We start from the raw sequence: 26999 nt of genomic DNA, 5'->3' as shown, positions 1-26999 counted from the left end.
CGGTCAGGTCAATCTTTCTACTATTCTCTCCTACGCTTATTTATTCCACTATTATTCCTAATGTTAGCGGTTTTCAGATCTTATTCTGCTTTTCCAAAGATAGCTTTCCGGATGGCTTCTATATTTGCATCCACAACAGTAGGCTTTTCGCAGACGTCAATTACAGTCTGCGGGTCTTTAAGCAGGTGTCCCGTAGTAATACAGACAACGGTCTCGTCTCTGCTTATAACACCCATATCAACAAGTTTCTTAAGCCCTGCAACCGAAGCTGCACTTGCAGGTTCAACACCTATTCCTTCAAGCCTTGCAAGGTCTTTCTGGGCTGCAAGGATTTCTTCATCAGTAACGGATTCTGCAGTTCCACCGGATTCTCGGATGGCAGCAAGGGCCTTTTTCGCATTAACAGGGTTTCCTATCCTGATTGCTGTTGCAACGGTTTCGGGTTTCTCCTCTGGAGTTATTTCAGGAGCCCCACTCTTTATGGCATTTACAATTGGGCAGGAGCCTGCGGCCTGAATCCCTGTCATCTTCGGGAGCAAATCCGTTATGCCAAGCTTCTTAAACTCTCTGAAGCCTTTCCAGATAGCTGTAATATTTCCTGCATTTCCTACGGGCAGGACAACTCTGTCAGGTACTTTGAAACCGAGCTGGTCTGCAATCTCAAAACCGATAGTCTTCTGGCCTTCCAGCCTGTAGGGGTTGATCGAGTTTAAGAGATAGATTTTTTCCTGGGAACAGAGAGTGCGCACAAGGGCGAGGGCGTCGTCAAAATTTCCACGGATGCTGAGGACCTTTGCTCCGTGCATGAGGGCCTGGGCTACTTTTCCAAGAGCGACTTTTCCTGCAGGCAAAAGTACTATTACAGGAATCCCGGCTTTTGCTCCATAGATTGCAAGGGCTGCCGAGGTATTTCCAGTAGATGCGCAGGCAACGGTGTTCATGCCAAGTTCAAGCGCTTTTGTAACCCCTACGGTCATCCCTCTGTCCTTAAAAGAGCCTGTAGGGTTCATGCCTTCGTGCTTCACATAAAGTTCTTTAATCCCGATTTTCTCAGCCAGACGGTTGCATTTGTAAAGTGGAGTTCCACCTTCCCTGATAGTTACAGGCTCTCTTTCAATAGGAAGAAGTTTTGCGTACTTCCAGACCGAAGGGCATTCGGTCTTCAGTTTTTCCATGTCAATTTTTATTGAGGAATAATCATAAATTACATCAAGCAGCCCATCACATTTTCTGCATGTATAGATTACTTCGTCTTTGGAATACTCTGCACCGCATTCGATACATTTGAGATGATACATTAAATTGCTCCTGTTTCTGATAATTTTTCCTGTGTATGGTAATTTTGAATAGTTCAAATTTCGGGTTTTTATGTGCGCCCGTTTCGGGTCAGTACAACCTGAGATCTATTTCAGTATAATCTGAGATCTATTTCAGTAAATCTGATTTCTGATTTGTGTAATATTATAGTTTAATTAGTATAATATTAAAGTTTAATAATATTTTGTATCCTTTATACTCTACTTGCTTTTAAATTATACGTTTTTTAAAATCTTACGGTTTTCAGGCTTTATACTTTATAATAGTTCCGTAACAGCAGCCATATAAAGCATACTCAATACCATGGAAATTCAGTAACTCTGGAAGTACTTATTATCTTTATATACTGTATATATATTTTTATATATAATCTGGACCGGAACTACAGAAAAAGGTTTTAAAAGAGAAAGGTACAGGTTTTAAAAGAGAAAGGTACAGGTTTTAAAAGAGAAAGGTACAGGTTTTAAAAGAGAAAGTTAAAGGTTTTAAAAGAGTACGGAGGCTCAGGCATCTTTCAACTCGGTTTTTCGACATCTTTTTAATCAAGCTGGTACTCCAAAACTTCCTTGCTGAGGAAATAACCAAGAATTGTTCTTATCAATACAACCGTACCCAGCAGGAGCAGTTCTTCCTGAGATGGATTAAGTACGGTTTCAAGAACATCGGCTGCAATGAAAAATTCAAGTCCGAAGACAATTTTGTTTGTAAGTTCTTTTCTTACTTCCTGATAGCTATGAGGTTTCTTTAATACTTCAATGAGGATAACTCCTAACATTGATCTTAGGCCACCGTATATTATGAGAAAAGAGCCCATAATATTAAATAGAGAAGAGAAAGCCTCTATCAACAAGCCTTCAAAATATTGAAATATCCTTTTAAACCCCCTCAAAAGCCAAATATTAAAATCCGATAAAGATTCCAAATACAATTAATGTCCCCTGAATAAATATTCTTTCTGTATCTGTCCTGCAAATGTAGTTTCAGAACTCAGTTTCATTTCAATAAATATCCATAAGTGATATTTTATAAGTGATATGGAACTGCTTTTTTACGGAAACATGACCTGAGAAACGGATAAATAGATCGGAAGGAAAATATCTAAAGTAAAAAATCTGAAGTTCATGAAATAGGTACAAAAAAGCAAATTTCCGGAAGGATATAATTATTTCCGAATCCTTCCGGGCGGGTTATCTTATAGGTTTATAGTGCTCGTTTTTCCAAACTGATGACTTCTAAATAACCTGTTTCTCCGAAAAATTTTATTTCTTTCCCGGCTGCAGTCCCGGAATTTCTCCGTGCGCTGTAATGTATGTTTTGACAGCATTCGGAGCTCCAAGCAGGAGTTTTCTAATCCTGTTATAAACACTCGGATATTTCTGGGCGTTAAGTTCTCCGAGAAGGTCTGCCAGGATTTTTACCAGTGGGACATGATACTTTGATTCCATCTGGTCTATGTTTGCAAAGGCGTTGAGCATATTGACCGTGCTGTACTCGTTCACAGGGGCCAGCTTTCTCAGGATTTCTGCAAAGAGGGTCCTGCCTTCCTCGGTCTGGAGGGATTTTTTCCTGTTGCGGGCAAAGCTTCCATAAAGGGCACGCTGGTCATTTGCCTGCTCGATCCTGAAAGCTTCTGACCTTTCCATTTCCCTGACAAGGTCTACTACATCAACGCTGCTGTTGCTTCCGATTACAGAAAGGAAAGCTTCCCAGGCAACAAGATTTTTCTTTGACTCGTTTTCAAAGGCTCTCAGGACTTCAACTTTGTCAGGCGCCGAGCTATTCAGGTATGCAGCAAATGCGTTCAACCGGTCCGTTGCACAGGTCGCAGTCTCAAACTGCTGTTTTATCATTGCATGAATCTCGGAAGTATCAAGGGTTGCAAGGATTCCAAGACAGACATTTTTGGCCTGCCGGTTCTTGATTACCCTTGCTGTCTCCTCAAGAGTTGAGTCCCTGGGAACTGATGATTCTTCAAAGAAGCGGTAGGCGGAAATTACGGAGTTTACATATTTCCGGGCAACAGCTTTCAGGAGTTTCTGTCTAACATCATAAAGTTCCTGGTACCTGTGGGCAAACTCTTCATCCTCAACGGACTCAAAAATGGTTAGGAACTGTCCTCCTGCCTTTTCGAGAAGCTGCCGGTCATTGAGAAGCCTGTAGTAAAGCTCGATAAAGTCTTCAGAGGGCTTTGCTTCAGGATTTTTAAGGAGCTTTAGTTTTTCCCTGTCAACAAGGGTATAGAAAGCCATAAACCTGCCTATGATATCTTTATCTTTCCTTACCTGCATCATGAGCTCTTCATGGCTTGCTTTGTATACAAGTTTCCCGTAGAAAGAATAACCCCTGTTAAGTGATAGGAAGGCTGGCATGTCCACGTTTTCAACTACAATCTCTGAGGTTTTCCCGCTGACTCTTTCCAAAATTTCTACGAGATCATTCCCATGTTCGTCAACAAGGGCTGCCCTAAATGGGAATTCCCAGGGTTTTCCGCCGTCTGGGACTTTTTGTTTGAGGAAGAATGTGAATTTCCTGGCATCCCGGTCATATTCGGCTGAAACCTCGACTACAGGGAATTTTGCCTGTCTCAGCCAGGTTTCGGACATCTCCTTTAAGGGCTGCCCACTTTCTTCTTCCATAGCTTCAATCCAGTCCTGGGTGGCTGCGTTGGAATGTTTGAACTTTTTGAAGTACCTGTCCAGGCCTCTGACAAAGGTGTCTTTCCCTATAAGGGACTCGACCATGCGCACGTATTCCGGGGCTTTTACATAGGTGACTGAGGTGATCAGGTCATTTGGGTCATTGAAGCCGTCAGGAATGATCGGCATGGAAGCTGCCCCCGAATCCAGGGCAAAGGTCCCTGAAGCCGGCGCAAGCAGTTCAAGCACTCTGTCCAGCCTGTCGTAGTCCTCGCCAAAGAGAAAGGCATGATACTGTTCTTCCACATGCACGGTCACGGCTTCGTTCAGCCAGATCTCAAACGGACTTCTTCCGGTGACTTCGGACCCGTTCTGGTTATGGTGATATTCGTGGACCTTTACCTGTGTCATATATTCAAAAGCCGGGTCCGTTATCTGCGGGAACGGCATTATGCGGTTTGTAGTAATCGTAGTGTTCCCGACGTTTTCCATGCCTCCGAAGTCCGAGTTCTGCATGCCGATTTCTCTGTAGACAGTACCTGTATACCTGTATCCGGGACTGATGGTTTTGTCAAGCTCGGCAAGCCTTTCTCTGACCTTTTTAAGGTCTTCTTCCATTGTGGATTCGGGCTTTGCTTCAAGTTTCATCTTCTCTCTCATGCGGACAAGGTCCCAGAGCTCCTTCCTGACAGGCAGCTTCTCCTCATCGAACTGCTCAGGTCCTGTGAAAAGGTAAACCCACATAACTGCATCATGCAGGATATCAAGCGCTTTTTCGGCTGCGGCTGCATCTGAGGCTGGCGGCACAAGCAGTTCAAGCATGAAAGTGCCTCCGTCAGGGTACTCAAACTCCCTTTTAAAGGTCGCATAAGTCCCAACCCCCAGGAAAAAGAGATAGGTCGCCATTGGCGTGACCGAGTTATCGTATACGATTTTGTCCCGTCCGGGTTTTACCGTATGCCTCTCAACCACGACATCCCCGTTCGTAATAAGGTTCGTATACCTCGAATCCGCAATTATGGTAGTCTTGTAAGTGCATTTTGCGGCCATATCGTCAATGCAAGGCACGATCCTCTGGAACCCCCACTGCTGGCACTGCGTAATCTGCTGAGGAGGAGCTCCTGCCGGCGTTTCGTCATAGTAAAGCCCTTCAAGGATATTTTTAGTCGGCCTGCAAACCGTATCCGTAATGACCGTAACTTCGGTATGCGGCGGGATCTCTTCCCTAAAATTAATCTCAAGAATCGCATCATCTTTCCGGTATCTGTAAGAAACCTCGTACTGTATGCAGCTCACAGCCCTGATCTCAAGGTCCCTGCAGTTTAATTCCAGTGTCTCGATAGGAGCATCTTTTGTCCTTACCCTGAGTATGGACTTTACATTCGTCCTGTCATCATAAACATCAAATACCAGATCCATATGCAAAACGTTAACAGTAAGTTCCCCGAAATCTTCAGGATAATATTTGCAAAGCCTACATTTCATAAAAATGTCACCAAATAAAATTATAAGAGTTATATTATAGGATAGAAAAGGAAGGTATGAGATTTAAAGGTGTAGTCTTAATGGAGGGAATTCTTCTATGTTTTTATATAGTAATTTAAAAATTTCTCCGATATTGTTTATTTTTTTATATTACTTCATATCTTAAAATTTATGTCGCTTTCTGAAATTTCATCAAGCTGAGAATAAGTAGGCAAACATACCGTCTCAAATACTGTCTCAAAGCAGAACTAATTTCTACAGTTGGATAATAGACAATAATGAACTTAAATCTAAATAAGGATTATTCTACAATTTAGGCTCTAATTAGCATTTTAATTGAATACTTTTATCTAATGCGTAAGTCCTATGGATGAGCTACAAGTTTAAGGTATATTTACCTGAACTCCGGAATAATTACGGTCTGGATTTTAAAGCTAGCATTGCTTATTATTCAATTGTATCAATATTTTGAATTCTAAGACAATTTATTAGAATTGAGATGATAATGCCTTTTTAATCCTATTTCGGGTATATTGCTTGTTTAAAGATCTTCTTGTATAGAAATTACCCAACACTTAGTAAAAAATTTAGTATTAAAATTAATATCACAAGTATTATCAATACAGATTTATATGTGTATATTATGTTTGTTTTTTGATAAAAATAATTTTACAGGTAGTACCCTGGAAGAGGTGTAGAGGATGAAAGAATATCTGTCAATGCTGCTAATGTCAATTCTTGTTTTTGGAGTTGTTCTCACGGGCGTTACCGCTGGGGCACAGGGAAATAACACGACCGAAAATCAATCGGTATCTCAGGTCTCAACTACCAATAGATCCACACCTACAAACGAATCATGCCTGGTCAATGTAACTGAAAATGTAGAAGAAACAAAAGGAACTACTACAGTCGAACAGAAATTCAGGATTGGCCCGACTGTAGTCCTTCGACCGGTTAACGACGTCATTACTGAAAACGAAGATGGTCTTGTTGAACTTTATATCGATAATCCATCCCTCAATGACGTGACTTTGAATGTGGATGCAAGGATCAGCGTACCCTCTGGTATTCATGTATACGGACAGGGTTTTGGCCAGACAGGCTCAGCTGGCGTTGTATATGGCATGTTTTCAGTACCGCCAGGAAATTCCCGGACAATTTACATTAATATAAAAGGAGAAAAGGTGGGTAGCTATACTGTACATTTCACAGGTCTTTACTGGCCTGGAGATAAAAAGGACGATTATAGTCCTATTTCCCTTTCTCATCCCTTTACAGTCAAGGAACCTTCCAAGAACTCCACAGAAACTCCTGACCTTGAAGAGAACTCTGGAGTAGAAGCAAAAGGACAAGGTTCATTCAGTACCCCCGGCTTTGGAGCAATAATTGCAGGCATAGGGCTGCTAGGCGTGTATATTGTTAGGAGAAGATAATTCGAAAATAAATAGAGCTCAAATGGCTTAAAGAGGGAATATTCATGAATTTTCCCTTTTTAAGACTCCAGCCAGTTGTAAAATAAAACCAATGAGTTTGAAACCCAGGTGAAATATTGAAAATCCTACCAGATGAGAAATTGCCATCTTTATAAATTTAATAGACAAATCTCTGTGAACAGATTTTCTTAGATTTTCGGCGACTTATTGCGTTTTTAATTGTCCTTCAGTTATTTGTCAGATCCCTCGGTTTCCTCAAAATCAATATCAATCGACAAGTGTTTTGATAACATAATTGTTACATAATAGGTGATAGAATGTCTGAGAGAGATAGTTTAAGAGTTTTAAGGGTTTTAACAACGTATCTCTTAATAGGTTGTTTTTTAACAGGCAATGTCATAAGCGCGTGTGCCTCATCTGAAACTTTAACAGATTCGGGTTATTCTTATGGCAACGAAACAGAAACCTCTAACAATGTAGAAATAGATACTTCAGAAGATATTGAGGCAGAAACCAGACAAAATCCGAGTACTTCTCAGGACTCTTTAACTGGATCTAAATTATTAGCCGAGTCTGATCACCCTTATGCAAATAATTTTGAAGATACGTGGATTATAAGTGAACCAGGTGCCGCCCAGATACGACTTCACTTTGAATATCTTAAGCTTGCCCAAAATCAACGAATTAATTTTCAAGTTTACGATAAGTTAATTCTTTATGATAAATATGATAATGTGCTTAAAACATACGGAATGAATAACGGTGTTAATTATCAGGATTTATGGACAGAATGGTATACAGGGGATACATTAAAGGTAAAACTTGTAACAGACAGCTCAGGGACTGCGAATGGGTTTATAATTGACAAAACCGAAACCAGAACAGATACGAGCACCTCTAAGGACTCTTTAGCTGAGTCTGACTCTTTAGCTGAGTCTGACTCTTTAGCCGAGTCTGATCATCCTTATGCAAACAACTATAAGAATACCTGGACCATAAGCGAACCTGGTGCTGATCAGATACGACTACATTTTGAATATCTTAAGCTTGCCCAAAATCAGCGAATTAATTTTCAAGTTTACGATAAGTTAATTCTTTATGATAAATATGATAATGTGCTTAAAACATACGGAATGAATAACGGTGTTAATTATCAGGATTTATGGACAGAATGGTATACAGGGGATACATTAAAGGTAAAACTTGTAACAGACAGCTCAGGGACTGCGAATGGGTTTATAATTGACAAGACCGAAACCAGAATGGATGAAACAAGTGAACCTTCTGAATTTGTTGATGAAAAAAGTTCTAACCCTTCTGGATCTTCTAGTTCAGAACATCCCAAGCCTAAACAAACAGAATATCTCAGGCCCAAACAAACAGAAAAAACTGAAAATAATAATGAGGGACAATCATCTGCTAGCGTGCAATTGTATGGTGAAAAGACAGACGTTACTTTAGGAGAAGACATTCTGCTCAGACTATCTGCTGTGAATTTGATCACCAAACCAACCATGAGCATCCAGGTGATTCTTCTTCCACCTTCTGGAATGAGTGTAACATCCTCCGAATTTGTTAATTCTGGAGCTGGCCAGTATACAACTACTTATGAGCTTGAGCCCGGACAGGGAAAAGATATCGAAATAAGAATTAAGTCCAATCAGGTTGGAAACTTTAATGTCAACGGCAGGGTAATTTATTATTTTGATGGTGATCCAGAAGATGCCGAGGATTACACACTCAATCTACCGATAAAAGTTAAGGAAGGGTCATCATCTAGCTCACAGCTCCTTTCCACTGGAGCAAGGAATAGTATCCAATCAGAAGAGGAACCTAAGAGTCCTGGATTTGGGTTATTTATAACTATTTTTGGGCTTTTTGCTTTCTATACTTTGAAAAAACGAATTCATTAAGACCGAGATAAGGGATGTGTAGCTACATTTACTTTATATTACTGGTTGTAGTTTACAATCCCTTAATCTCAAGACTCCTGCAATTCGACCTTAATTTTGGCTCTTCGCTGTTTTATGTGGGTAACTTCCATTCATCTACTAAATACTGAAGTAATATATCCAATATCCAGAAACATATCCAATATCCAGAAACATATCCAATATCCAGAAACACTTGGTGTTGAAAATCATGCTCAAGCTTGATGTTTCTCTTTTTGACCTAGCTACTATTTAACTGAGTAATTATTTTCAATCCATCCGAAATAGCGAAGAGCCCTAATAATGGAAATGTCCCTCTATCAAGGAGGAGATGAGAGTTAAAGTTGTAGTTTTTAATAACATTTTAACAATCAAAATGTATAAAAATTCTAATCACATCTAATTTATTATGAGTTTTAACTTAACATTAAACAAGGAATATGCAAAAGAAGAAATTGAATCGATTTGGTACTCATTTTGGTTATGGAATAAAAGGAATCAACTTGAGAAATTCACAGATGGTAGGCCATATTATTTTGTTCTAAAAGCAACTTGGTCCTTACACAGATGAATTTAGTGAGAACACATTTTCCTATGATGGGGAAGGAGTAAATAAAAATCAAAAATTAACGGCTGCAAATAAAGCTCTTGTTGATTCGCAAAACGATGGAAGAAGTGTATATGGATTTAGACAAGATCGTGAAAAAAGAGTGTGGAAGTATGTTGGATTGCTCAAAGTAATTGATTGGGAGTATACTCCTAAAAACGGATTTAATACTTATGTTTTCAAATTAAAACCAGTTAATTTCCCAAACAATTAGTGCTATTTAACTATTCGTTATCAGTTTTTGATATCCTTCTTTCATTATTTATCTTGAAACGTCAAATTTTTTTACAGTTCACAAGCTCATTTTTATTACAGTTTCCAGCTTACTGTGATTTTCTTATCACCTAAAGAATGAAAAAAGAAAATGTAACCTGAAAAACTCTTCTCACTCAACCTCAACATTTAATGTAAATTTCTCCTCCGTGCCGGTTATGTTCTCCCAGGTCCTCTTATATATGCCATTTACCTTCTGGCTGCCCGGAGCTGTGGCTTCAATTACCCATAAATGAGTTCCAGGGACACCTTCAAGGTGTTCAGGGTTTAGACCTTCGATATATTCGTCGTCGAGAATACTGAGCCCACTGCTCAGGTTAAGTTTCCATAAATAACCTGCTGATGGGTCTTCTCTAAGGCTAATAGTAAAATTCTCTCCTTTTTTGAGGCTTATGGTTTTTCCGCTGTCAGCTTTGGTTACTACCTGGCCTTTCTCTATTGTTTCGTTAGCTTCAGTCGTGTTGTTAGTCACGTTTGCTGATATTTCAGGATTCACAGGCTGGAGCTGGTCGTTATTTCCCTGAGTTTCATTCTCCTTAGCTCCATTTCCCATGTTTCCTGTCTTTCCCCCACAGCCGGTTGCAAAGACGACAGCAGCGACGACGAAGAGCATTGCTATGGCTTTTAAAACTTTCTTCATAACCCTCCTCCCGAAAATTCTCTTCCTTTATTTCAAAGTGAAAGTTTGTTTTACTTCTTTATTGATGCTATTGACACTAATCTATTTCGTCGCTAAATTCTGGGTTCATATCTATTTATGCAAAAAATCAGATATCGAAGAAGCTGAAGACGACGATGACTTCTTCGACTGATATGCAGCAAAAAGGGGACTTGATATCTGGAATAAAAAGTTGAAAATTATCCCAACGATTGACATATTAACCTAAACACTGATACCTAAAAATCAGTATCAAGCTCAGAAATATCCTGTCTCCTTCGCAAGTTATATATACCATCCCCAATAAATAGGGATACTGTATAAAAGTCTCTAATTCGGAGCGTGTTTTTTCAGATAATGTTGCACCAGAGGATCAATGTAGAACTGAACCTTCAGATGCATCCATTGAAGTTTTCAGCTTTTTTGTCTCATTTTAAGAACTCCATAAGAGTTAGTCTATATGCTTTTGCGGAGAACCATCTTTGATTTTTGAGCTAGTTGAAAACTGCTGACAATAAGGTCTGATTGACTAAAACACAAAAACCAGTTAAGACAAACAAAAACGAGCTAAATAAAGAGCACACTTAGTACCTTTATTTGCGAGGCTTGAAACAAAATGTCAGAAGAATCAGATGATCCAGACAGTAGTGATAGTAGCAGTCGTCAAAAAATGTTCACAGTAACCGGAGTGGTTCTGTGTGCTATACAGCTTGCGTTCTTCGTAGGCATGATTTTAAAATTTATCGAGACAGATTTCCTCGGTGGTTTTACATTCATGTTGCTTGCTTACTCTTCAGCATTCATTTACAGGAATCTGGAGAATTCCGGGAAAATTCCCAGCCTAGCCGAGAACTGATGACTGTGTGGCTTTGCTCTAAAAACCACATTCTATAGTAACTATCTGTTCTGAATTTTTCTTTTTCCTTTTTTACCCTTTGTCTTTTCCCATTCGCGTATTGCTGTTATTTGATACTCTTTGTTGTTTTCCATTTCAGGTTTTTTACTTTAAATTGATCCTGATTTTTAAATGTAGCTAAAGTAAAGTTTTTAGTTATATTTTCTGCTCAAAAGAGGTAAAAGGTTATTAATTGTGAAAACGTAGGGTACAAATAATCCTCAGACACGAAAAAAAGAATTAATTGAATTTTTCAGGCCGGAGGATAAGGTCTGACTAATAATCTTGATTAATAAGCTTCACAGATAAAATAGAAAAAGAAATATAGGATCATTTTTTAGTACCAGCAATAACTTTCTATGGGATAAACATGGAGTTGACCTTGCAGATTGATACCGATTACTCGCTTCAGGAAGCAAGCGAGATTATTCGCTCGGCTCTGGAACATGAAAAACATCTTGCAAAATACAAGATAGATCGCTACGCCATGATCTGTGATGAATTTGAAGATCGGTACGACCTGATCTCTACTGAATTCATAACAAAATTCGAAGCTGGCGAACTTATCGCTGAGGATAAATATCTTGAGTGGTATGCTGCAAAGAGAGGGCTTGACCACTGGAAGAAAAGGCTTTCTCTCCTTAAGGGCATTAAAATATAACTGCTTTAAAAACTTATTAACAAACTTCTAAAAAAACAAGAATTCTCAAAAGTTTCTAAAAACGAATTGACAACTTCTAAAAAACGAATTGACAACTTCTAAAAAACGAATTGACAACTTCTAAAAAACGAATTGACAACTTCTAAAAAACGAATTGACAACTTCTAAAAAACGAATTGACAACTTCTAAAAAACGAATTGACAACTTTTTGAGAAACTGTTTGAGATTCCTTTTATATTATCATCATATATAAAATTAAAAAGTTCTTATATATTTCTGGGGTTAAAATGCTCCAAAATTTAAAAATGGAGCTTTTTTGTATCTAATACTTACTTTCAAGTGTGTAAAATTAATGAAAATGTATTTATAACTGTCATACCATCTTCATATAATAAGCTTTTTTGATGGTGGTTCTGATGGGCACAAAAATCGGGTTAATGGAACTGGTCTTTCGGTCTGAAAGGCGCAGAACCCTCCTGATTTTCCTCAAAGATAGGCCCAGATCCATAGACGAAATTCAGGAACACTTGTCTGTAGACTCTGTCTCTATCCTCCCCCAGCTTAAAAGACTTAAGGACAGAGAACTGATTATACAGAAGGGTCACACTTATGAGCTCTCCGTTATGGGAAAAGCGATTGTAGATAAGATGTCGCCTCTTCTGGATACTCTGGAGGTGTTCGAAGATAATTTTGATTACTGGTCACGACGGAGTTTCGATGGAATCCCTCATGTTTTACGAAGTCGAATCTTGGAGTTGAAAAACTGCAAACTTATCCGTCCAGATCTGAGCCATATGTTCGAACTGGACCCTCAGTTTGTGGAAAATCTCCTTCTTTCAAAGCAGGTTCTCAGCTTCAGTTCCTATTTTCATCCCTCACTTGTTTCTCTCTACCTGGAAATCGCAAAAAAAGAAGCTCAGATTTTTTTAATCCTGACCGAGCCTGTGTTAAAGAGATTTAAAGCTGATTACAGCGAAAGTTTCCAAACTCTGGTTCAGTTTGAACATGTCAGCTTGTATCTTTTCCCGAAAGACTCTAAACTCGCAGGAGTTACAGTTACAGATAGGTTCTTCCTGCTCACCATTCTTCCTCAAGTAAAGTTTTTTGAGCATGAAAGCCTGTTCAGCTCCGAGCCTCAAGCTCTCAAATGGGGGACCGATCTTTTTTCATATTTACAAAAGGAAGCAGTACCGGTTTCAGCCAAAACGAATCCAATAATTCTTTAGGTTTTATTTCATCTGAAGTTAAATGTAGATAATAGTGAGCAGCTAACAGTTAGACCCTCATATAAAAGTTCTAAAAGCTCAAAATATAAAAAGCTCAAAATATAAAAAGCTCAAAATATAAAAAGCTCAAAATATAAAAAGCTCAAAATATAAAAGCTTTAAAAAATTAAAGGCTTTCAGTTTGTTCTTAAAGCTTAAAATACAGAGTTTTTCAGGTAGCAAGTGTGTCTAACCATTTACCTTGGATAACTGTTTAATGGAATAAGAGGCTAATATTAGTGGGGGATAGTTATGAGTTTCACGCTTAATATCGAAACTAATTTCTCGCCTCACGAAGTGACTGAGGCTATTCGCTCGGCTCTTGAGCATGAAAAGCACGTTGCCAGGTATAAAATCAAAAGTTATTCTGCAATCTGCAGGGATTTCGAAACAAAATTTGGGTTCAGTTCTGCTGAACTCCAGGCAGAGCTCGAAACTCCAACTATAAATAAAGAAAGCAGTTTTTTCGACTGGTATGCAGCAAAAAGAGGATTGGACCACTGGAACAAAAGACTTGAAATCCTTTCAGGTATTTCTTTTTGAACCGATACTTTAAGTTTCCAGTCATTAGCTTGAAGTTTTATCGTCATGGTTTTGCCTTTTGAAGCTTTTTTTGAATATTTCTGTTTTTTGTCTAATTTACTTATTCCTTTTTGCACCTGATTTCGAACTTCTGTTTTCATTGCTCTGTTTAATCCAGAACTGGCAAATTATTTATGTATGTGTATAAGTATTAACAGGGTTAATCATTCTCCCTAAGGAGTAATTATGCTTAATAACTAATTCGCCATCTTATCCATTGACGATATGAAAATTTATTCTCTTCTCTCTGGCGATTTTGGGTATTAAGTCTTTGTTTATAAAATACGCTGAGGTGTTAAATCTGGTAAAAAATATCCTAAAAAGTATGGTAGGAGAAGCTCTCATAGGCTCTGGTCCGGAAGTTGCACACATAGATCTTGTTATTGGGCCTAGAGGAAGCCCAGTTGAAGCAGCGTTTATGAATTCGCTTGCAATGCCCAGGCAGGGTCATACTCCACTTCTTGCAGTCCTGGAACCAAATATCCAGCCCAAACCTGCGACCTTGCTTGTAAATAAGGTAACGATTAAAAATGTATCGCAAGCTGCTCTTATGTTCGGGCCGGCTCAGGCTGCAGTTGCAAAGGCAGTTATGGATTCCGTAGCTGATGGAGTGCTCTCTGAAGAACAGGCTGATGACACTTTTATTATCGTTTCCGTATTTATTGAATGGGATGCGAAAGATAAGGACAAAGTTTATGAATTTAACTATGAGGCGACAAAGCTTGCAATAGCAAGAGCTATGGAAGGCAGGCCTACTGTCAAAGAAGCGCTTGCTAAAAAAGATTCAGCAAAACATCCGTTTGCCTGAGTTATAATTCCGCGCAATTTAAACTTCAAAAGCAATTTGTTTCAGGTTGAAACTTGACTTCTTAAGCTGCTGATAGGCTGGGATCTCAGATTTTTTTATTTACTCTAAGAGAGACTCTGCCTGCAGCATTTTCTAAATAATCCTGGCATGTTTCAAGTAGAATTTTGGGTATAGCTACCTGCATACATTTCTCCAGTCTTTCGGATTTCCTGTGCAGTACAGAACCAGGAATCGCTATGGACTGCAATATTTGCGGATTGCATTATCCCTGAACAGCTGGTCTTTCCAGGGTAAATAATACCTGATATACAACAGTTATACTACCCTACTTCAATAACAGGCTCTTATGACGTATTTCTTATCCTTAATTCTCTATATGTGTCTCTCAGGATTTCTTATCCTTAATTCTCTATGTTTGTCTCTAAGGAGCTAAAAAAGTTTGACAGGAAGTACAACCCGTTTTTTTGGAAAACAAAGTCAGAAAAGTCGTATTCTTAGCTCCGGATTCTAAAGTGATAACATATTCAACTGACCAAATGCCAAATCCTAAAGCAGTGTCTCAAATTTGCTTTAAATTTGAAGTCAAGTTTTTGCGCACTATGGAGAAAATTGATCTACTTATATGGAATTTTCTACCCAACAACTTTTTGAGATTTGTGATTTTACAGGAAAAGTAACAAACTGCTTCTCCTAATAATTTTTTATTCAAAAAATGCCAGAAAGTATAAGTTTATCGTAAAGTTTGTGCTAATAGTTAATCGGGAAAAGATATATGCAGTAGGCTGATACCTTGATTTTTACGGCATGAAGTAACCTCTGTCCTTATTTTTTCCTTTCTGGGGCAATTGTATGTCTCAAAGAATATCTTTCTTCCAAAATTATTTCCTGTTTTTTTAATTTCTGGATTTCTAGCTCTTCCTATGAAGTATGAAGCTGCCAGATGACCTGACATCAAGTATTATATAATAGCAGGGTGGCTTTTTCTTTCCGGATTTTGCGGTACTGAATGGTTATACTTGCAATGTTATATTTCCAGAATATTTCTCAAACTTTATGGGTATATCTCTGTTTTAGGAGTCGTTCAGGAGTACATTTAGGAGCATGTTAAGGGAGCACGTTAAAGGGGGCACGTTCAGTAGCACGTTCAGTAGCACGTTCAGAAACAGGTTTTTGTTTTTTCTTTTATTTCTTTGCTGAGAATTCCCGCGAGGACTAAAATTTCTGAGTTATGATTATTTTTGCAGGTCTTATTCTTTCCAGGCTTTTACCGGCCTTTATGGGGACTGAAACGGATATCGAAGACTTGGTAACTACGTAAAAATTAAAAGCGCGGGCAGATAAATATTTATAATAAGTATAAGTAGTTTATATTGAGGTAAAAAATAAGAACTTTATAGTGGGGGAATTGCATACATGAAGATTAGAGTCGTTAGTTCCAGAGAGGAAATATTCACTCTCAATCCTAATGAGCGTGTTGTTCATCTGGCCTTCAGGCCTTCGAACAAGGACATTTTTGCACTCGTTGAAACTTGCCCGAAAATTGAGGTAATTCAGTTGCCCAAATCTTATAGGCGCACGGTGTCGAAATCTATAGAAATGTTCCTTGAGATGCAGAGAATCCAGCTTATCGAAGGTGATGTCTGGGGTCACAGGAAGGATATTAACGAATACTACAGTATTCCTTCCTCAGTCATTGAAAAAATAAGGGAGCTAAAATCGGAAGGGACACCTGCTGAAAGAATCGAAGAAAAGGTTGCAAGAGAAAGCAAACTCAATCCTGAGATGGTTGCTTATATCCTGACCAAGGAAGCTTCTGCCTGAATAAATATCAGATCAGGAATTTCCACTAGATTCTTGAGTGCAGGTAAAGCTATATAATTAGTCTCAAGTCTTTGAGAATATTCTCTATTATCCAGATTCTAGCTTAAACCTTAATTTTAAGGAGTCTAAATGGGTTCCCTTATCCTGGAAAGTAGCGTGAGCGTTCCAGGGCGAGGAGACTCCGTATGTTTTTTAATTATTATCTATTTTACACTCTTTTTGTAAAATTGGTAGTTTTTCATTTACTCTTTATTTTCTGTTTAATTATGAGCCGATCCCAAAACTCAAAATTACTCTTTAAATAACTAATTTTGAATACGCAATCGAGTTTCTGATCACGGAAAACAGTTATGTAAATTTATGTGAGATGGGAATAAAGTTGGTTTTGGGATGAACTCTATATATCAGGGCAAAACGTGGGAAACTTCTTCATAAAAAACTTCTTCAAAATAGTTCTTTAGTCTATTAACCCAGTCCAATTATCAATATAACAATTTTAATAAATTTAAATATATAAAAAGGTTGGAAACAGTAGTAACTTATATACCTTTGACAGCTCTAATCTCTTTAGCTATATAAAATTCAATAGGAGACTGAAGGGTTGCAATTAGAACTTCTAGAGTTGATTTTTCTTTCCGACAAGCGAAAGCAGTTATTGCTCTTTCTGAAAGACGGGCCGAAAAATATGGATGAGATCAAGGGGGCCCTTGAGGTAACGTCAACTGCCATTTTGCCTCAGATAAAAAAATTAAAAGAAAAATCCCTGGTTGTTCAGGAAGACAAAACCTACAACCTCTCACTTATAGGAAAAGTCCTTGTTGAAAAGATGCAGCCTCTTGTCAGCATAATTAATGTTTTCGAGGACAATTTTGATTACTGGGCTGAAAGAGATTTTCAGGGAATTCCCCTTTCTTTCCGAAGGAGGCTTGGAGAACTCGGAAAGTGTAAGCTGATTCAGCCAGATCTGGACAGGATGTTCGAGCTTGATCCAGAGATTGTTGACAACCTCTCTAAATCGAGTAGTATTCTTGAATGCATAGCCTATTTTGATTCCTCGCTTATTTCGATGTGCCAGGAACTTGCCAGAGAAGGAGTCAAGCTCTCTTTTCTCGTGTCTGAACCTGTTTTTGAGCACTACTCTGAGGATTACCTCAAAGAACTCCAGAATATACTGACCTTCGAGAACGTGAAGTTTTTCCTGTACTCTGGAGAACTCAGGATCGCAAATCTTACCGCAACCGACAGATTTGTCATGATTTCCCTTTTCCCGAAAAGTCAGAAGCATTTCGATAGGGAAAGCCTGATAAGTTACGAGCCTTCAGCTCTCCAGTTTGGAAGTGAGCTTTTTGACGAGTTGCTCAGGACCTCTACACGGATTACTCAAGTACTACATGAATAAGTAAGCCTTTTGAAAAAACTGCTTGCCCGCAACCCTTTTTAAAAAAGGCTTGACCGAAAACCCCGGCAACAACATGGTCGGCGTGATTAACCGGCGCAACGGTTGGCTCAAGACGACTGAATTATGGACTAGAGAAACTTGCGTTCAACTCTATCAAAGACTGATTTTCCCAGGTTTCGACAGTGAAGTAAATTAATACCGAAGACGCTGAAAAAAACAGAGGTATAGTCTTTGGGTGTTTCCCGCATCTTCGGTGGTTTCTGCAGTTTAATTTGGTTTTCCGTCCAGTATTTTCATGGTTACCGGGCTTGGAGTAGGTTTAGATATCAAGTTTGTATGCTTTCAAAACTGAGGTTAACTCGGTGCTCCCTGTGGTTGTGGAGTTTTGCTACTTCTATGCTTTAGCTTTTCGGCAATGTCAACTCCAAGCCTTTTGCACTCCTGCAGGTCCTTGTCTGTGGGCTTGTGCAGTATCCTGAGTACAGGGTCTATGACAGTCATTCCCATGTCTCGCATTTTTTCGGCTATCATTATAGGTGCTTCTCCGCTCCATCCGTACGATCCGAAAGCAACCCCTATTTTTCCTTTTGGGTTTGTGGAAGCTAGAGTTTCATCCATGAATTTTTCCATGGGCTGAAGCATCCTGTAATAAAAAGTCGATGAACCGACTGCGATCGCATCGGCTTCGTAAAGATCCTCGAGTTTTACGTCATAAAAGCTAATAGCTTTTGCATCCACATGTTTTGACTCAATTCCACTAGCTATTGCTTCTGCCATAGCTTTCGTATTCCCCGAGGTACTGAGATAAACTACTACCGCCTTCAATATTATCCCCCACCCTATGTAAGATCTTATATTAACGTCAGTAACGGACAAAAAGTGATCAAAACAGGTTTGCGTATTTTCCAAAAACCGGGAAACAAGGCGAGACCCGAAGTTTTCTCACTTTTCAATCCTGCATTAATTATAAAAATTAATTTAAATAAGGGTTTCGTCCAGGATCAGGTTGACTTTACGTATGAAAAAATATTATCCAAGGTCTGCCGCAATACGAAGAGGAGATATATAGTTCACTACCTGGAGAGCTACACTCTCAAGAAAATTGCATACGTTCTGTGGAATCCGGTCTGTAGTATGAGAAGCAAAATTAAGGCTGCCTATGATTTCTCCTCTGTGCTTCATAGGAATCACGGCGATTGCAGTAAGTTTTTCTTTCCTGATTAAATCTGTCATTTTATCTGCAAAAAAATCCATCCTGTAGACCGGTTTCTCAGTCCATATCTGCCGAGCTTCAGGAGAATCTGCCCTATATATTGAAACACTTTTCACGAATTCGGGAGAAAGTCCCCGATGTGCAACCAGATTAATCTGGTCCAGAAGTTCGTCTTTCAAATATATGCCTGCAGCATCTATCTCTTCTATTTTCAGGCAGGTGTCAAGGATCTGGTTAAGCATGGTCTGAAGATTCCAGGTAGTACTGAGGGATACCCCCAGCTCCCTCTGGATTTCGAGCATTTTCTCAGCCTTTTTTCTCTCAGTAACATCGATGACTATTCCCTGAAAATGAGTGACTTTGCCTTTACTGTCTCGCTGAATAAGTGTTCGGTCTTCGACCCAGTATATACTGCCGTCTCCGGTAATAATTCTATATTCCATCTCGAAGGAATCATATCCTTCTCTTACCGAGCGTGCCAGACTTTCAGCCACTGCCTGAATATCTTCTCTATGGATTATGTTCCCATAATGTACTTTTCCAGAAAGAAAATCTTCTACTGAGTACCCAAACTGCGTTACGTTTTCAGAAATATAATCTACAGGCCAGTTTTCTAAATTTGCAGACAATTTTTCTAAATTTGTAGGAATTCTCCCTATATTGTTTCTTAGAAAAGCTACTGCCGGACTTTTATTAATTATGCTTTCCAGCATTTCCTGCGTTTTTAATGATTTTCTCAGGGCTTTTTCAGTTTTCTTTCTATGGGTTATATCCAGTACTATTCCCTGAAAGCAGGCTACTTTTCCTTCTATATCTCTCTGAATAAAGGTTCTCTCGTTTACCCACAACATATCTCCGGCTTTTGTAAAAATCCTGTACTCAGAGTTGAAGCTTACCTCCCCTTTTTGAATGCTCCTGTCAAGTTCCTCTTCTACTCTTTTCAGGTCATCAGGGTGTATGATTTTTCCGTACTGAATTTTCTGTGATAGAAAGTCGCCAACTGTGTATCCAAACTGTACTACATTATCGGATACAAAAATCGCAGGCCAGTACTTTTCATTCTTCCAGAGAAAGACCACTGCAGGACTATTATTAACTGCTGTAATCAACACTTTCTGCATTTTAAGAGTTTTTTTCAGTTCTTCTTCGCCTTTTTTCCGTCTGGTGATATCAAGCACTACTCCCTGGAAGTATGTCACCTCTCCACTTTTATCTCTCTGGATAAAAGTCCTTTCGTTTATCCAGCGGAGATCTCCTGTTTTTGTTACAATCCTGTATTCCAGGCTGAACGTAGAAACCCCACTTTTTACTTTTTTCTCAAATTCTTCCTCAATCTCTTTGAGATCACCTAAGTATATTAGATCTTTATATCGCATCCTTCCAGAAGTGAAATCTTCTACAGAGTATCCGAATTTTGTCACATTTTCGGAGACAAACTCCACAGGCCATTTATCTTCGTTCTTCCAGAGAAAGAGCACTACGTGGCTGTTATTGATCATCATTCTCAGAGTTTCTTCTCTTTCCAGAGCTGCGTGGAGAGCTTCTCCTCCTACGTTGTTTTTACTACCAGCGTTCTGGAAGTTCGCGTTCAAAGCTCCATAGTTCTCTAATTCCTCACCCATATACACAATCACCTTCACAAAGCACTTTCCCTCGCAAACTTAACGATCTTTGCCCTCGGGACCCCTCATCCATCTATATAATCACCTTCACAGGACTCTTTAATATCCCTTTCCTGCGCTCCTTTATTCTTGTGTTCTGTGCTCTTGCTTTTTATCTATAGTTCATTTATATGATTACATATCTAGATAGCATCAATTTTTTTGATTACAGCGTTTTATTTTCTTGTCGTTATTAATGCTAACAGCGATAACTATAAATAATGAGTTTTTTTAGCTCCCCGATACTCAGCTTTATGCATCGAATTCTGTTTTATCACCTTAAGGGAAAAATATATATAATAAATGCACGGTAATAAGAATCCGTACTCCTAGATTGCAGGTATAAGTCTGCAGCTAGAGAAACTCTGGTGTTAAATTTCATAATTATACCACCATAGATAGGGTCTCTAAAATCTGGATGTCTATCATGAACCCCATCATTAATCAGACACGTAAAAGTTAAAAGATCTCAAAAAGAGACTTTTATCGGTAAGCGTGAAGTAAGTGGATTTCTAGAAGACGATACAGTAATTGAGTAAACCGGTAAATCTGGAGTACAATAAAGAAAAATGGCAAAAAACCCAAAAATGGCAAAAAGTCTAAAACAACATAAAACCTCCATTAAAGATCTGCAGTAGGGTATGAGGGAGACCCTACTTCAGTCTCTTTATACTTAATATTGCGATCTACTTTCAGGATTCATTTTTCAGAATACACCGTAATTTCCAATCTCATCATAAGGACGTAAGAAAATCAAATTGCGGACGGCCACCCCACCAAAAGTAATGGGTATGTTCGCGCCACTGTTCTGGTTGTAATTTAAAAACAGAGTCTACACATTTTCCCATCACACAACTACTTTTTGACCTTTATACATTGATTAAAAATTTGCTAATTTTAAGTGTAATATTTTATTTTCTAGCACTATTATACTAACTTCTGCGTCCAGTACTTTGTTTACTGCTTCCTCTCTTTTGATCTCAGCTTTCCTTATTAGTTCTCCGAGACTTTGAATTTGTGAATCCAATTTGTTGGTGATCGAATCTAATTTTTTGGATTGTGTTTGTATAATCTTATTCTCTGCAGATTTTTTCAGGTTATCTGCGGCTACTATTAAACTATCGAAATACGCGACCTTCTCAGATGCTATTTCGAGTTCCGCTTTTATTTTTTCAATCTCTTCTTCAATCATTAAATTGTGTTGTTGTCTTTCAGTACAACATTCTGCACTCACTGCACAACCTCCAGATTTTTATAAGTATGTAATTACAATCTTAAGTCCTTATATATGTTCAGTTATAGATAATTACATAAATTATAGAAAATTACATAGATAGTATAGCTTTTGTTCGAGTTCGCTTACTTCTGTATGTAGGTTTGCAATATGTTATTATTGGCATTTTCTATAAATATCTGGAATGAAGAAACAAACAGAAAAATCAGAACATTAGACCAAGCTATTAAACTATTATTTTAGGGTCCTTCCAAATCAGTACTAAAACTAAGGATATACAATGCTTATTTTGGATAATAAGTATGCATTTAGGGTTTCTCCAATTAAGGTACACTCTAAAAATCAATTTTTTAGATAAATAATTTATAATACTCTTTAAAATCAAGAAGAGAGCGAGATAAATACTTTATTCTTTTACAATTTATGTTTATTTATAAATAAGGCATGTGATATCGTTTTTATCCATACCGAATTTAATGTTAAAAGTAAGGAAAAATCAACGTTTAAATTATCAATTAAAGTATTTAAGTCCTTTAAACAGCAAATAGATCATTTAATGAATGTACCTTAAAGGGGTAAGGGCTGACACTACATTTAATTGGGAAAATAAGGTTTAATATCCATTAAAAAACTAATTATTTTTCAATGAGTCTATATTATTTAGATGTTATACTCAAATTATGTCGCGATCTTGATGCCTTGAACAATTAGAATATATTAACAGCATAAACCTTGTATGGAGTTAGCAAACATGACTAAAACGGATAAAAAACATCTCATGAAGTTAACACAAAAAAGCAAAAACTTCACCAAATGTTAATATGCTGAAAAAAAATCGCCAGTTAAAAAATAACTACATTCCTAATACAGTTCCAAAAGAAATTAGAGACTTTTTACTACTATAGAGGCACAGAGGGGCGCGAATACGCCCTGACTTTCAAGTCTGTGAATGAAGTGACCCTCACTAGCTATTTTATATTCACATAACTGTAACACCAGTTCTTTGCAAAATAAGATTTAAAAATCTTTAAAAATCAAATTGTGGGCGGTCTGAAGCATACCTATTTTTTAGAGTGAAGTGGCCGACCACAATTTGATGTATCTTTATTTATTGGAAAATATAATTTTAATACTTAGGCTCCGTCTCAGAATAAACTATGCAGATTTCCAATTGGACGTTTTGGTTTTCACGATCAAGGTAGCCAATCAAAGTCACAATAAATCATAAGTTGCATAGGTTACTTCGTTGCGGGTACTTACACACTTAAGGTAAAATCAAGCTTCAGACCAAAATTCGATAAAATGCATCTATTTCATCAATATGAAGTTTAAGTTGCTCTTTAGGAGGTAAAGAGGCTTTTTGCCATGAATTTTCCTCATGAAGCATACTCATATCCACCATTGCCTGCATTGAGCGTACCCCATGAATATATCCTGGAGCGTCGATAAGAGCATTTAACAATTTTTCATTGATATGCAAATTACCATTACTATCGATCATATTTGGAGCGTTCATTTCAATCAATGAGCGTAACAGAATTGCCCTACGGATTTTGTATGCCTCATCAAAATCACCTGTTTTATTAGGGCCAAGAATATTGACAAATCCTCTAAGCCTGCTCAAGAAATCGGGGCATTTATTAGATACATCATCGCAGAAATTTTTGTCAGAAGGGATATTTTGGTTGGTACATAAACGACAGTAATTATAAAAATCGTCATATGTGTAGTAAACGCCTCCCGCAAAAACAAATATTGATTTTCCAATAGGATGCATGGTATCACAGTCCATAAATTCCCCATCTTGCATTGGTACTAAAAAATATTTTATCCAACCTAAATTTTCCCTTTCAAACTTGGAATCAAACTCATCAAAAAATACTAGTGGAATTTTCCCTCTTAAGGAAATATCTCTAACTTTATGAAAGGCACTTGCCAAGTCCTTGGTAGATGTAAATTGCGAAATATTAAAAACTACTTTCTGAATTCTTTTGTTATCTATACTTTCTGCAACTTCAGTTATTCCGAAAGACTTTCCAGAACCTGGAGATCCAAAAACTGCGATAGACAGAGGTTTTTGTTTATTTTCAGAATAGATATACTCTCTCATTATATTCATTATACTTCTGAAACTCTCTATCTCTGCTCGGTCGACTGTAATTAATTTCCCAAACATTCCTACTGGAAAATCTTTAAGAGTAGATAGCCCATCTGTAACTATATTTAAAGCAAGTTTTTCTAGATCAATAGGCTTTTCTTTCTTTTCAGCACACTCTTTTTCTGTTTTTCCTCCAAGAATTGTCCAAAAACTTGGATCTGGTCTTATTGCACCATCTATTTGTGGTAATGTGACACATTGTATACGACTAGCAGAGGATTTCGAAGATTTAATTATATATGAGTTATTGTTATATGAAGAAAGATCATTCGGGGATTTACTTATAGATGAGTTATCGTTATATGAAGAAGGATCATTATTACTGGAACCTTGATCATTTTCATTAAAGAGGTTTGAAAAAGTTTGTTTAAAGGATGGGGTGCTGTTATGATTTCCATAACCATCCAGTAGAAACTTATATGATGTAATTAAACTTCTTCTAATACTACGTCCTATCTGAACTTTATAATCATTATTGTTATCAAGCCCATAAAATAAACGTGAAGATAAAACAGCAACAAAGACTAGTGTTCCAGCCCTCATTTTACCAAATTTATCACCATCCCAACCTCCCTCTATTGATACTGGGTCAAAGTACAAATTTGATCTACTGTTTTTTCCTTTATAATGAACCGCTCCTTCAAATTTAAAACGGATAATTACATTAGTCAACTCTTTAATTTTATCAAGTTTTTCATTATTGTCGATCTCCCACAATAACTCCATAGCACTTTTTTCCCATGAAATTGAACGACTAATGTTTGCGCCTAGTTTTCTTAAATCGTCTACGTTTAGGATTAAAATTAGATTTTCTTTATGATGCTTTAGTACATGATCCCATAGATCTCCATTAAAAAGAGGTGGATACATATTATAGATCACAATTGGCTTTTTATCCCCTTTTATCGCTTTCGGCCAGACATTTTTATCATTACGGAAGCCATTTCCTGCATCGTGAAGTACGACGATACTAGCACTCTCATCATCACCAATTATTTCTAATGGTTGTGGGTATTTAATATCATCTTTAGGAGTTGCGTAACCTAAATATTTTGTTACTCTATATATTTTAGCTTCCTTATTTTTACCATTAGAATCGAAAGAAGGAAATAAATCTAATTTTACACTTGTGTGAAGTATTTCATTAGAATTTTTTTGAATTAAATTTTTACAATTTTGAGATATTACTAACTCAGGGGAAATTTTTTTACTTACAAGATAACATTTTATTATTTCAGCTAAGAGAACGGCTCCTCCAGGTTGTTTCTCTGTGCTAATACCATCGTACAATTTCCAGTTTATATCTTCGTCGTTTGAGGATTTGACTCTGGGCCAATAATAACGATCTACACTTACGTCTCCGGCAACAACAATTTTTAAGTCATTCATAAATTTTCCTCATATAAAAACTCACTTGAGTGTATAAAAAAATATTACAGTATTAAATTATATTGCAGGAAGTTTAATACATTTTTAGACATAAATATCTTTCCAAATTTAATCAAGTTTAAATTTTTGTAATTATTAATTTACTTACTATAATTATAGTATTTATATTCAAAGATCTATTTTTGTTATATATTTAGTTATATTATAATCAATTATCAAATTCAAATTTCCAAGAATATATTAAATTGGAATAAAAAGCTAAATTAACCGAATATCTTCACTCAAAACCCCTCTATATGTCAATTTTCCAACATTTCTAGAAAGATTGATATTGTTTACTCTTCAATTAATCTGTTTTTGTGTAAAAAATCAAATTGATTGCAGCTACCCTCCCCTAAACAGGCTGCTCAACAATCTTGACTTTGTCAGATTAGACAGTTACTCCAATCTCTGTTAGCGATTTAACTACGAACGATATCTTTGGCATACGAGGTCTAATGATGACGCTTTACCTTGTAATGTAATATAGTCAAGCAATTACCGCAGATAATTAGAGTTACGGTTTGAATACATAGTAATAATTTTATAATAATATATCAAATATTTTGAGTTCTGGCTTTCATCAAATATTCAAAAAATCAAGTTTGGACTTTACATACAGATATTCGAGATCTTATTCCTTTAGATCATGTTTGCTATTTGGTTGAGTATTTTGTAGATGAGAGGGATTTAGTGAATTTAAAGTAAGATCTAACGATTATGGACACAACTCTTATCATCCTTGCATAATATGTAAGATTTTTATTCAATCGATACTTGATAGGGTTAGATCATCGCAAGCGATAGCTCGCAATGTTCGAGAAAATGTAGTTTACAGGTATCTGGATGAAAACCTGCAACCTGATTTAGAACAATCAGCGACTTAAGGAAAGAAAATAAAAAATTGATCACGGAAGTATTTAAATAAAGATCTTGGAGTAATAGGTCTTGAGTAATTAAGCACTGATGGATACATAGTAAAAGCTTCGGCGTCAAAAAAATAGTACGGTAATAGAAGACGTTTTGAAAGTTATTGGAGATTAGATCCATATATTCAAGAGGATTGAAATCAGTCAAGAACAAATTTAATTTAGTGTGTACGGTAGCTAACTCAAGAAAATTATGGATTTACTCAAATAAAAACAAAATAATTGGAATGAGAAATAGAAATAAATGGAACTCTTCACATTAAAAAGAAAGGAATAAGGAATGGAATGCAAATTTCATAAAGTTAAAGTTCCAATTTAACAGCAGACGATAATTATTTTATTACTACCAGTAATTGTCGAACAGCCTATAAAGATGAGGTATTCGTGACCCTCTGTACTTCCTTAGTAATAAAAACAATTTGTTTCATTCAGGAATAACACTCATGGTTTTGAAGATACTGGCGATTCCAAAATTGCACTTGGAGAGTCAAAGATTCCGAAAATACGCCTGCTACTAATCATTAAATAAATACTCAAACGAAAAACAGAATAAACTGTGAACGGGTATAATCCTCTCATGGTTAATTTTATAGTTTGTTTGTTC

The 26999-nt window shown here is 37.2% G+C and carries 17 protein-coding genes and 1 pseudogene; 10 read left to right on the top strand and 8 right to left on the bottom strand.

Annotation, left to right across the window (positions count from 1 at the left end; translation table 11 throughout):
* Positions 1-80: 80 nt before the first annotated feature.
* The 3 genes from thrC to MSBRM_RS12995 form a co-directional block, all read right to left on the bottom strand.
* Positions 81-1298: a threonine synthase gene (gene thrC, locus MSBRM_RS13005; RefSeq protein WP_048120957.1), complete on the bottom strand. Its 1218-nt coding sequence runs from the start codon at positions 1296-1298 to the stop codon at positions 81-83.
* 557 nt (positions 1299-1855) lie between these two features.
* Positions 1856-2092 carry a DUF1622 domain-containing protein gene (locus MSBRM_RS13000; RefSeq protein ID WP_329957084.1) on the bottom strand — a complete coding sequence of 79 codons (237 nt, stop codon included), beginning with the start codon at positions 2090-2092 and terminating at the stop codon, positions 1856-1858.
* A gap of 484 nt (positions 2093-2576) precedes the next feature.
* A complete protein-coding gene (locus MSBRM_RS12995) occupies positions 2577-5438 on the bottom strand; it encodes a M1 family metallopeptidase (protein WP_048155934.1) in 2862 nt (953 codons plus the stop codon).
* 701 nt (positions 5439-6139) lie between these two features.
* Here MSBRM_RS12995 and MSBRM_RS12990 point away from each other — a divergent pair.
* Together MSBRM_RS12990 and MSBRM_RS12985 are read left to right on the top strand one after the other, a co-directional pair.
* Positions 6140-6871 (top strand): PGF-CTERM sorting domain-containing protein, encoded by a 732-nt coding sequence (locus MSBRM_RS12990; RefSeq protein WP_048108744.1) that lies wholly within the window; start codon positions 6140-6142, stop codon positions 6869-6871.
* A 317-nt stretch (positions 6872-7188) separates the two neighbouring features.
* Complete coding sequence (locus MSBRM_RS12985) at positions 7189-8784, top strand: CUB domain-containing protein (protein WP_048108743.1); 1596 nt, start codon at positions 7189-7191, stop codon at positions 8782-8784.
* A 1010-nt stretch (positions 8785-9794) separates the two neighbouring features.
* Here the strand turns inward: MSBRM_RS12985 and MSBRM_RS12980 are convergent.
* Positions 9795-10322: a protease inhibitor I42 family protein gene (locus tag MSBRM_RS12980; protein ID WP_048155931.1), complete on the bottom strand. Its 528-nt coding sequence runs from the start codon at positions 10320-10322 to the stop codon at positions 9795-9797.
* Positions 10323-10956: 634 nt separating this feature from the next.
* Between MSBRM_RS12980 and MSBRM_RS12970 the strand changes: the two genes are divergently transcribed.
* From MSBRM_RS12970 to MSBRM_RS12930, 7 genes are all read left to right on the top strand, one after another.
* A complete protein-coding gene (locus MSBRM_RS12970; RefSeq protein WP_048120949.1) occupies positions 10957-11196 on the top strand; it encodes a hypothetical protein in 240 nt (79 codons plus the stop codon).
* A gap of 421 nt (positions 11197-11617) precedes the next feature.
* Complete coding sequence (locus tag MSBRM_RS12965; protein WP_329957083.1) at positions 11618-11896, top strand: hypothetical protein; 279 nt, start codon at positions 11618-11620, stop codon at positions 11894-11896.
* Between the two features lie 417 nt (positions 11897-12313).
* Positions 12314-13123 (top strand): helix-turn-helix transcriptional regulator, encoded by an 810-nt coding sequence (locus MSBRM_RS12960; protein ID WP_048155924.1) that lies wholly within the window; start codon positions 12314-12316, stop codon positions 13121-13123.
* Between the two features lie 291 nt (positions 13124-13414).
* On the top strand, positions 13415-13705 hold the full coding sequence (locus MSBRM_RS12955) for a hypothetical protein (RefSeq protein ID WP_048120943.1): 291 nt from the start codon (positions 13415-13417) through the stop codon (positions 13703-13705).
* Positions 13706-14015: 310 nt separating this feature from the next.
* Positions 14016-14552 carry a formaldehyde-activating enzyme gene (fae, locus tag MSBRM_RS12950; RefSeq protein WP_080941564.1) on the top strand — a complete coding sequence of 179 codons (537 nt, stop codon included), beginning with the start codon at positions 14016-14018 and terminating at the stop codon, positions 14550-14552.
* Positions 14553-15965: 1413 nt separating this feature from the next.
* Positions 15966-16373 (top strand): DUF1699 family protein, encoded by a 408-nt coding sequence (locus MSBRM_RS12935; protein WP_011307044.1) that lies wholly within the window; start codon positions 15966-15968, stop codon positions 16371-16373.
* A 601-nt stretch (positions 16374-16974) separates the two neighbouring features.
* Positions 16975-17772, top strand: a complete 798-nt coding sequence (locus tag MSBRM_RS12930; RefSeq protein ID WP_048120940.1) for a helix-turn-helix transcriptional regulator — start codon at positions 16975-16977, stop codon at positions 17770-17772.
* Positions 17773-18126: 354 nt separating this feature from the next.
* On the opposite strand, the gene MSBRM_RS12925 is transcribed toward MSBRM_RS12930, so the two are convergent.
* The 4 genes from MSBRM_RS12925 to MSBRM_RS12910 form a co-directional block, all read right to left on the bottom strand.
* Positions 18127-18597, bottom strand: a complete 471-nt coding sequence (locus MSBRM_RS12925; protein WP_048120938.1) for a flavodoxin domain-containing protein — start codon at positions 18595-18597, stop codon at positions 18127-18129.
* Between the two features lie 204 nt (positions 18598-18801).
* Positions 18802-20607 (bottom strand): PAS domain-containing protein, encoded by a 1806-nt coding sequence (locus tag MSBRM_RS12920; RefSeq protein WP_048120937.1) that lies wholly within the window; start codon positions 20605-20607, stop codon positions 18802-18804.
* 919 nt (positions 20608-21526) lie between these two features.
* Positions 21527-21880 (bottom strand): hypothetical protein, encoded by a 354-nt coding sequence (locus MSBRM_RS12915; protein ID WP_048120935.1) that lies wholly within the window; start codon positions 21878-21880, stop codon positions 21527-21529.
* A 1282-nt stretch (positions 21881-23162) separates the two neighbouring features.
* On the bottom strand, positions 23163-25427 hold the full coding sequence (locus MSBRM_RS12910; RefSeq protein WP_048120933.1) for an AAA family ATPase: 2265 nt from the start codon (positions 25425-25427) through the stop codon (positions 23163-23165).
* A gap of 612 nt (positions 25428-26039) precedes the next feature.
* On the opposite strand from MSBRM_RS12910, the pseudogene MSBRM_RS20535 reads away from it, so the two are divergent.
* A pseudogene (locus MSBRM_RS20535) lies at positions 26040-26501 on the top strand (transposase); the annotation flags it as partial.
* Between the last annotated feature and the right edge of the window lie 498 nt (positions 26502-26999).

The organism is Methanosarcina barkeri MS (assembly GCF_000970025.1).
GTDB lineage: Archaea > Halobacteriota > Methanosarcinia > Methanosarcinales > Methanosarcinaceae > Methanosarcina > Methanosarcina barkeri.
Note: the sequence above shows the minus strand (reverse complement) of the source record. Positions and strands in the feature narration are given on the sequence as shown.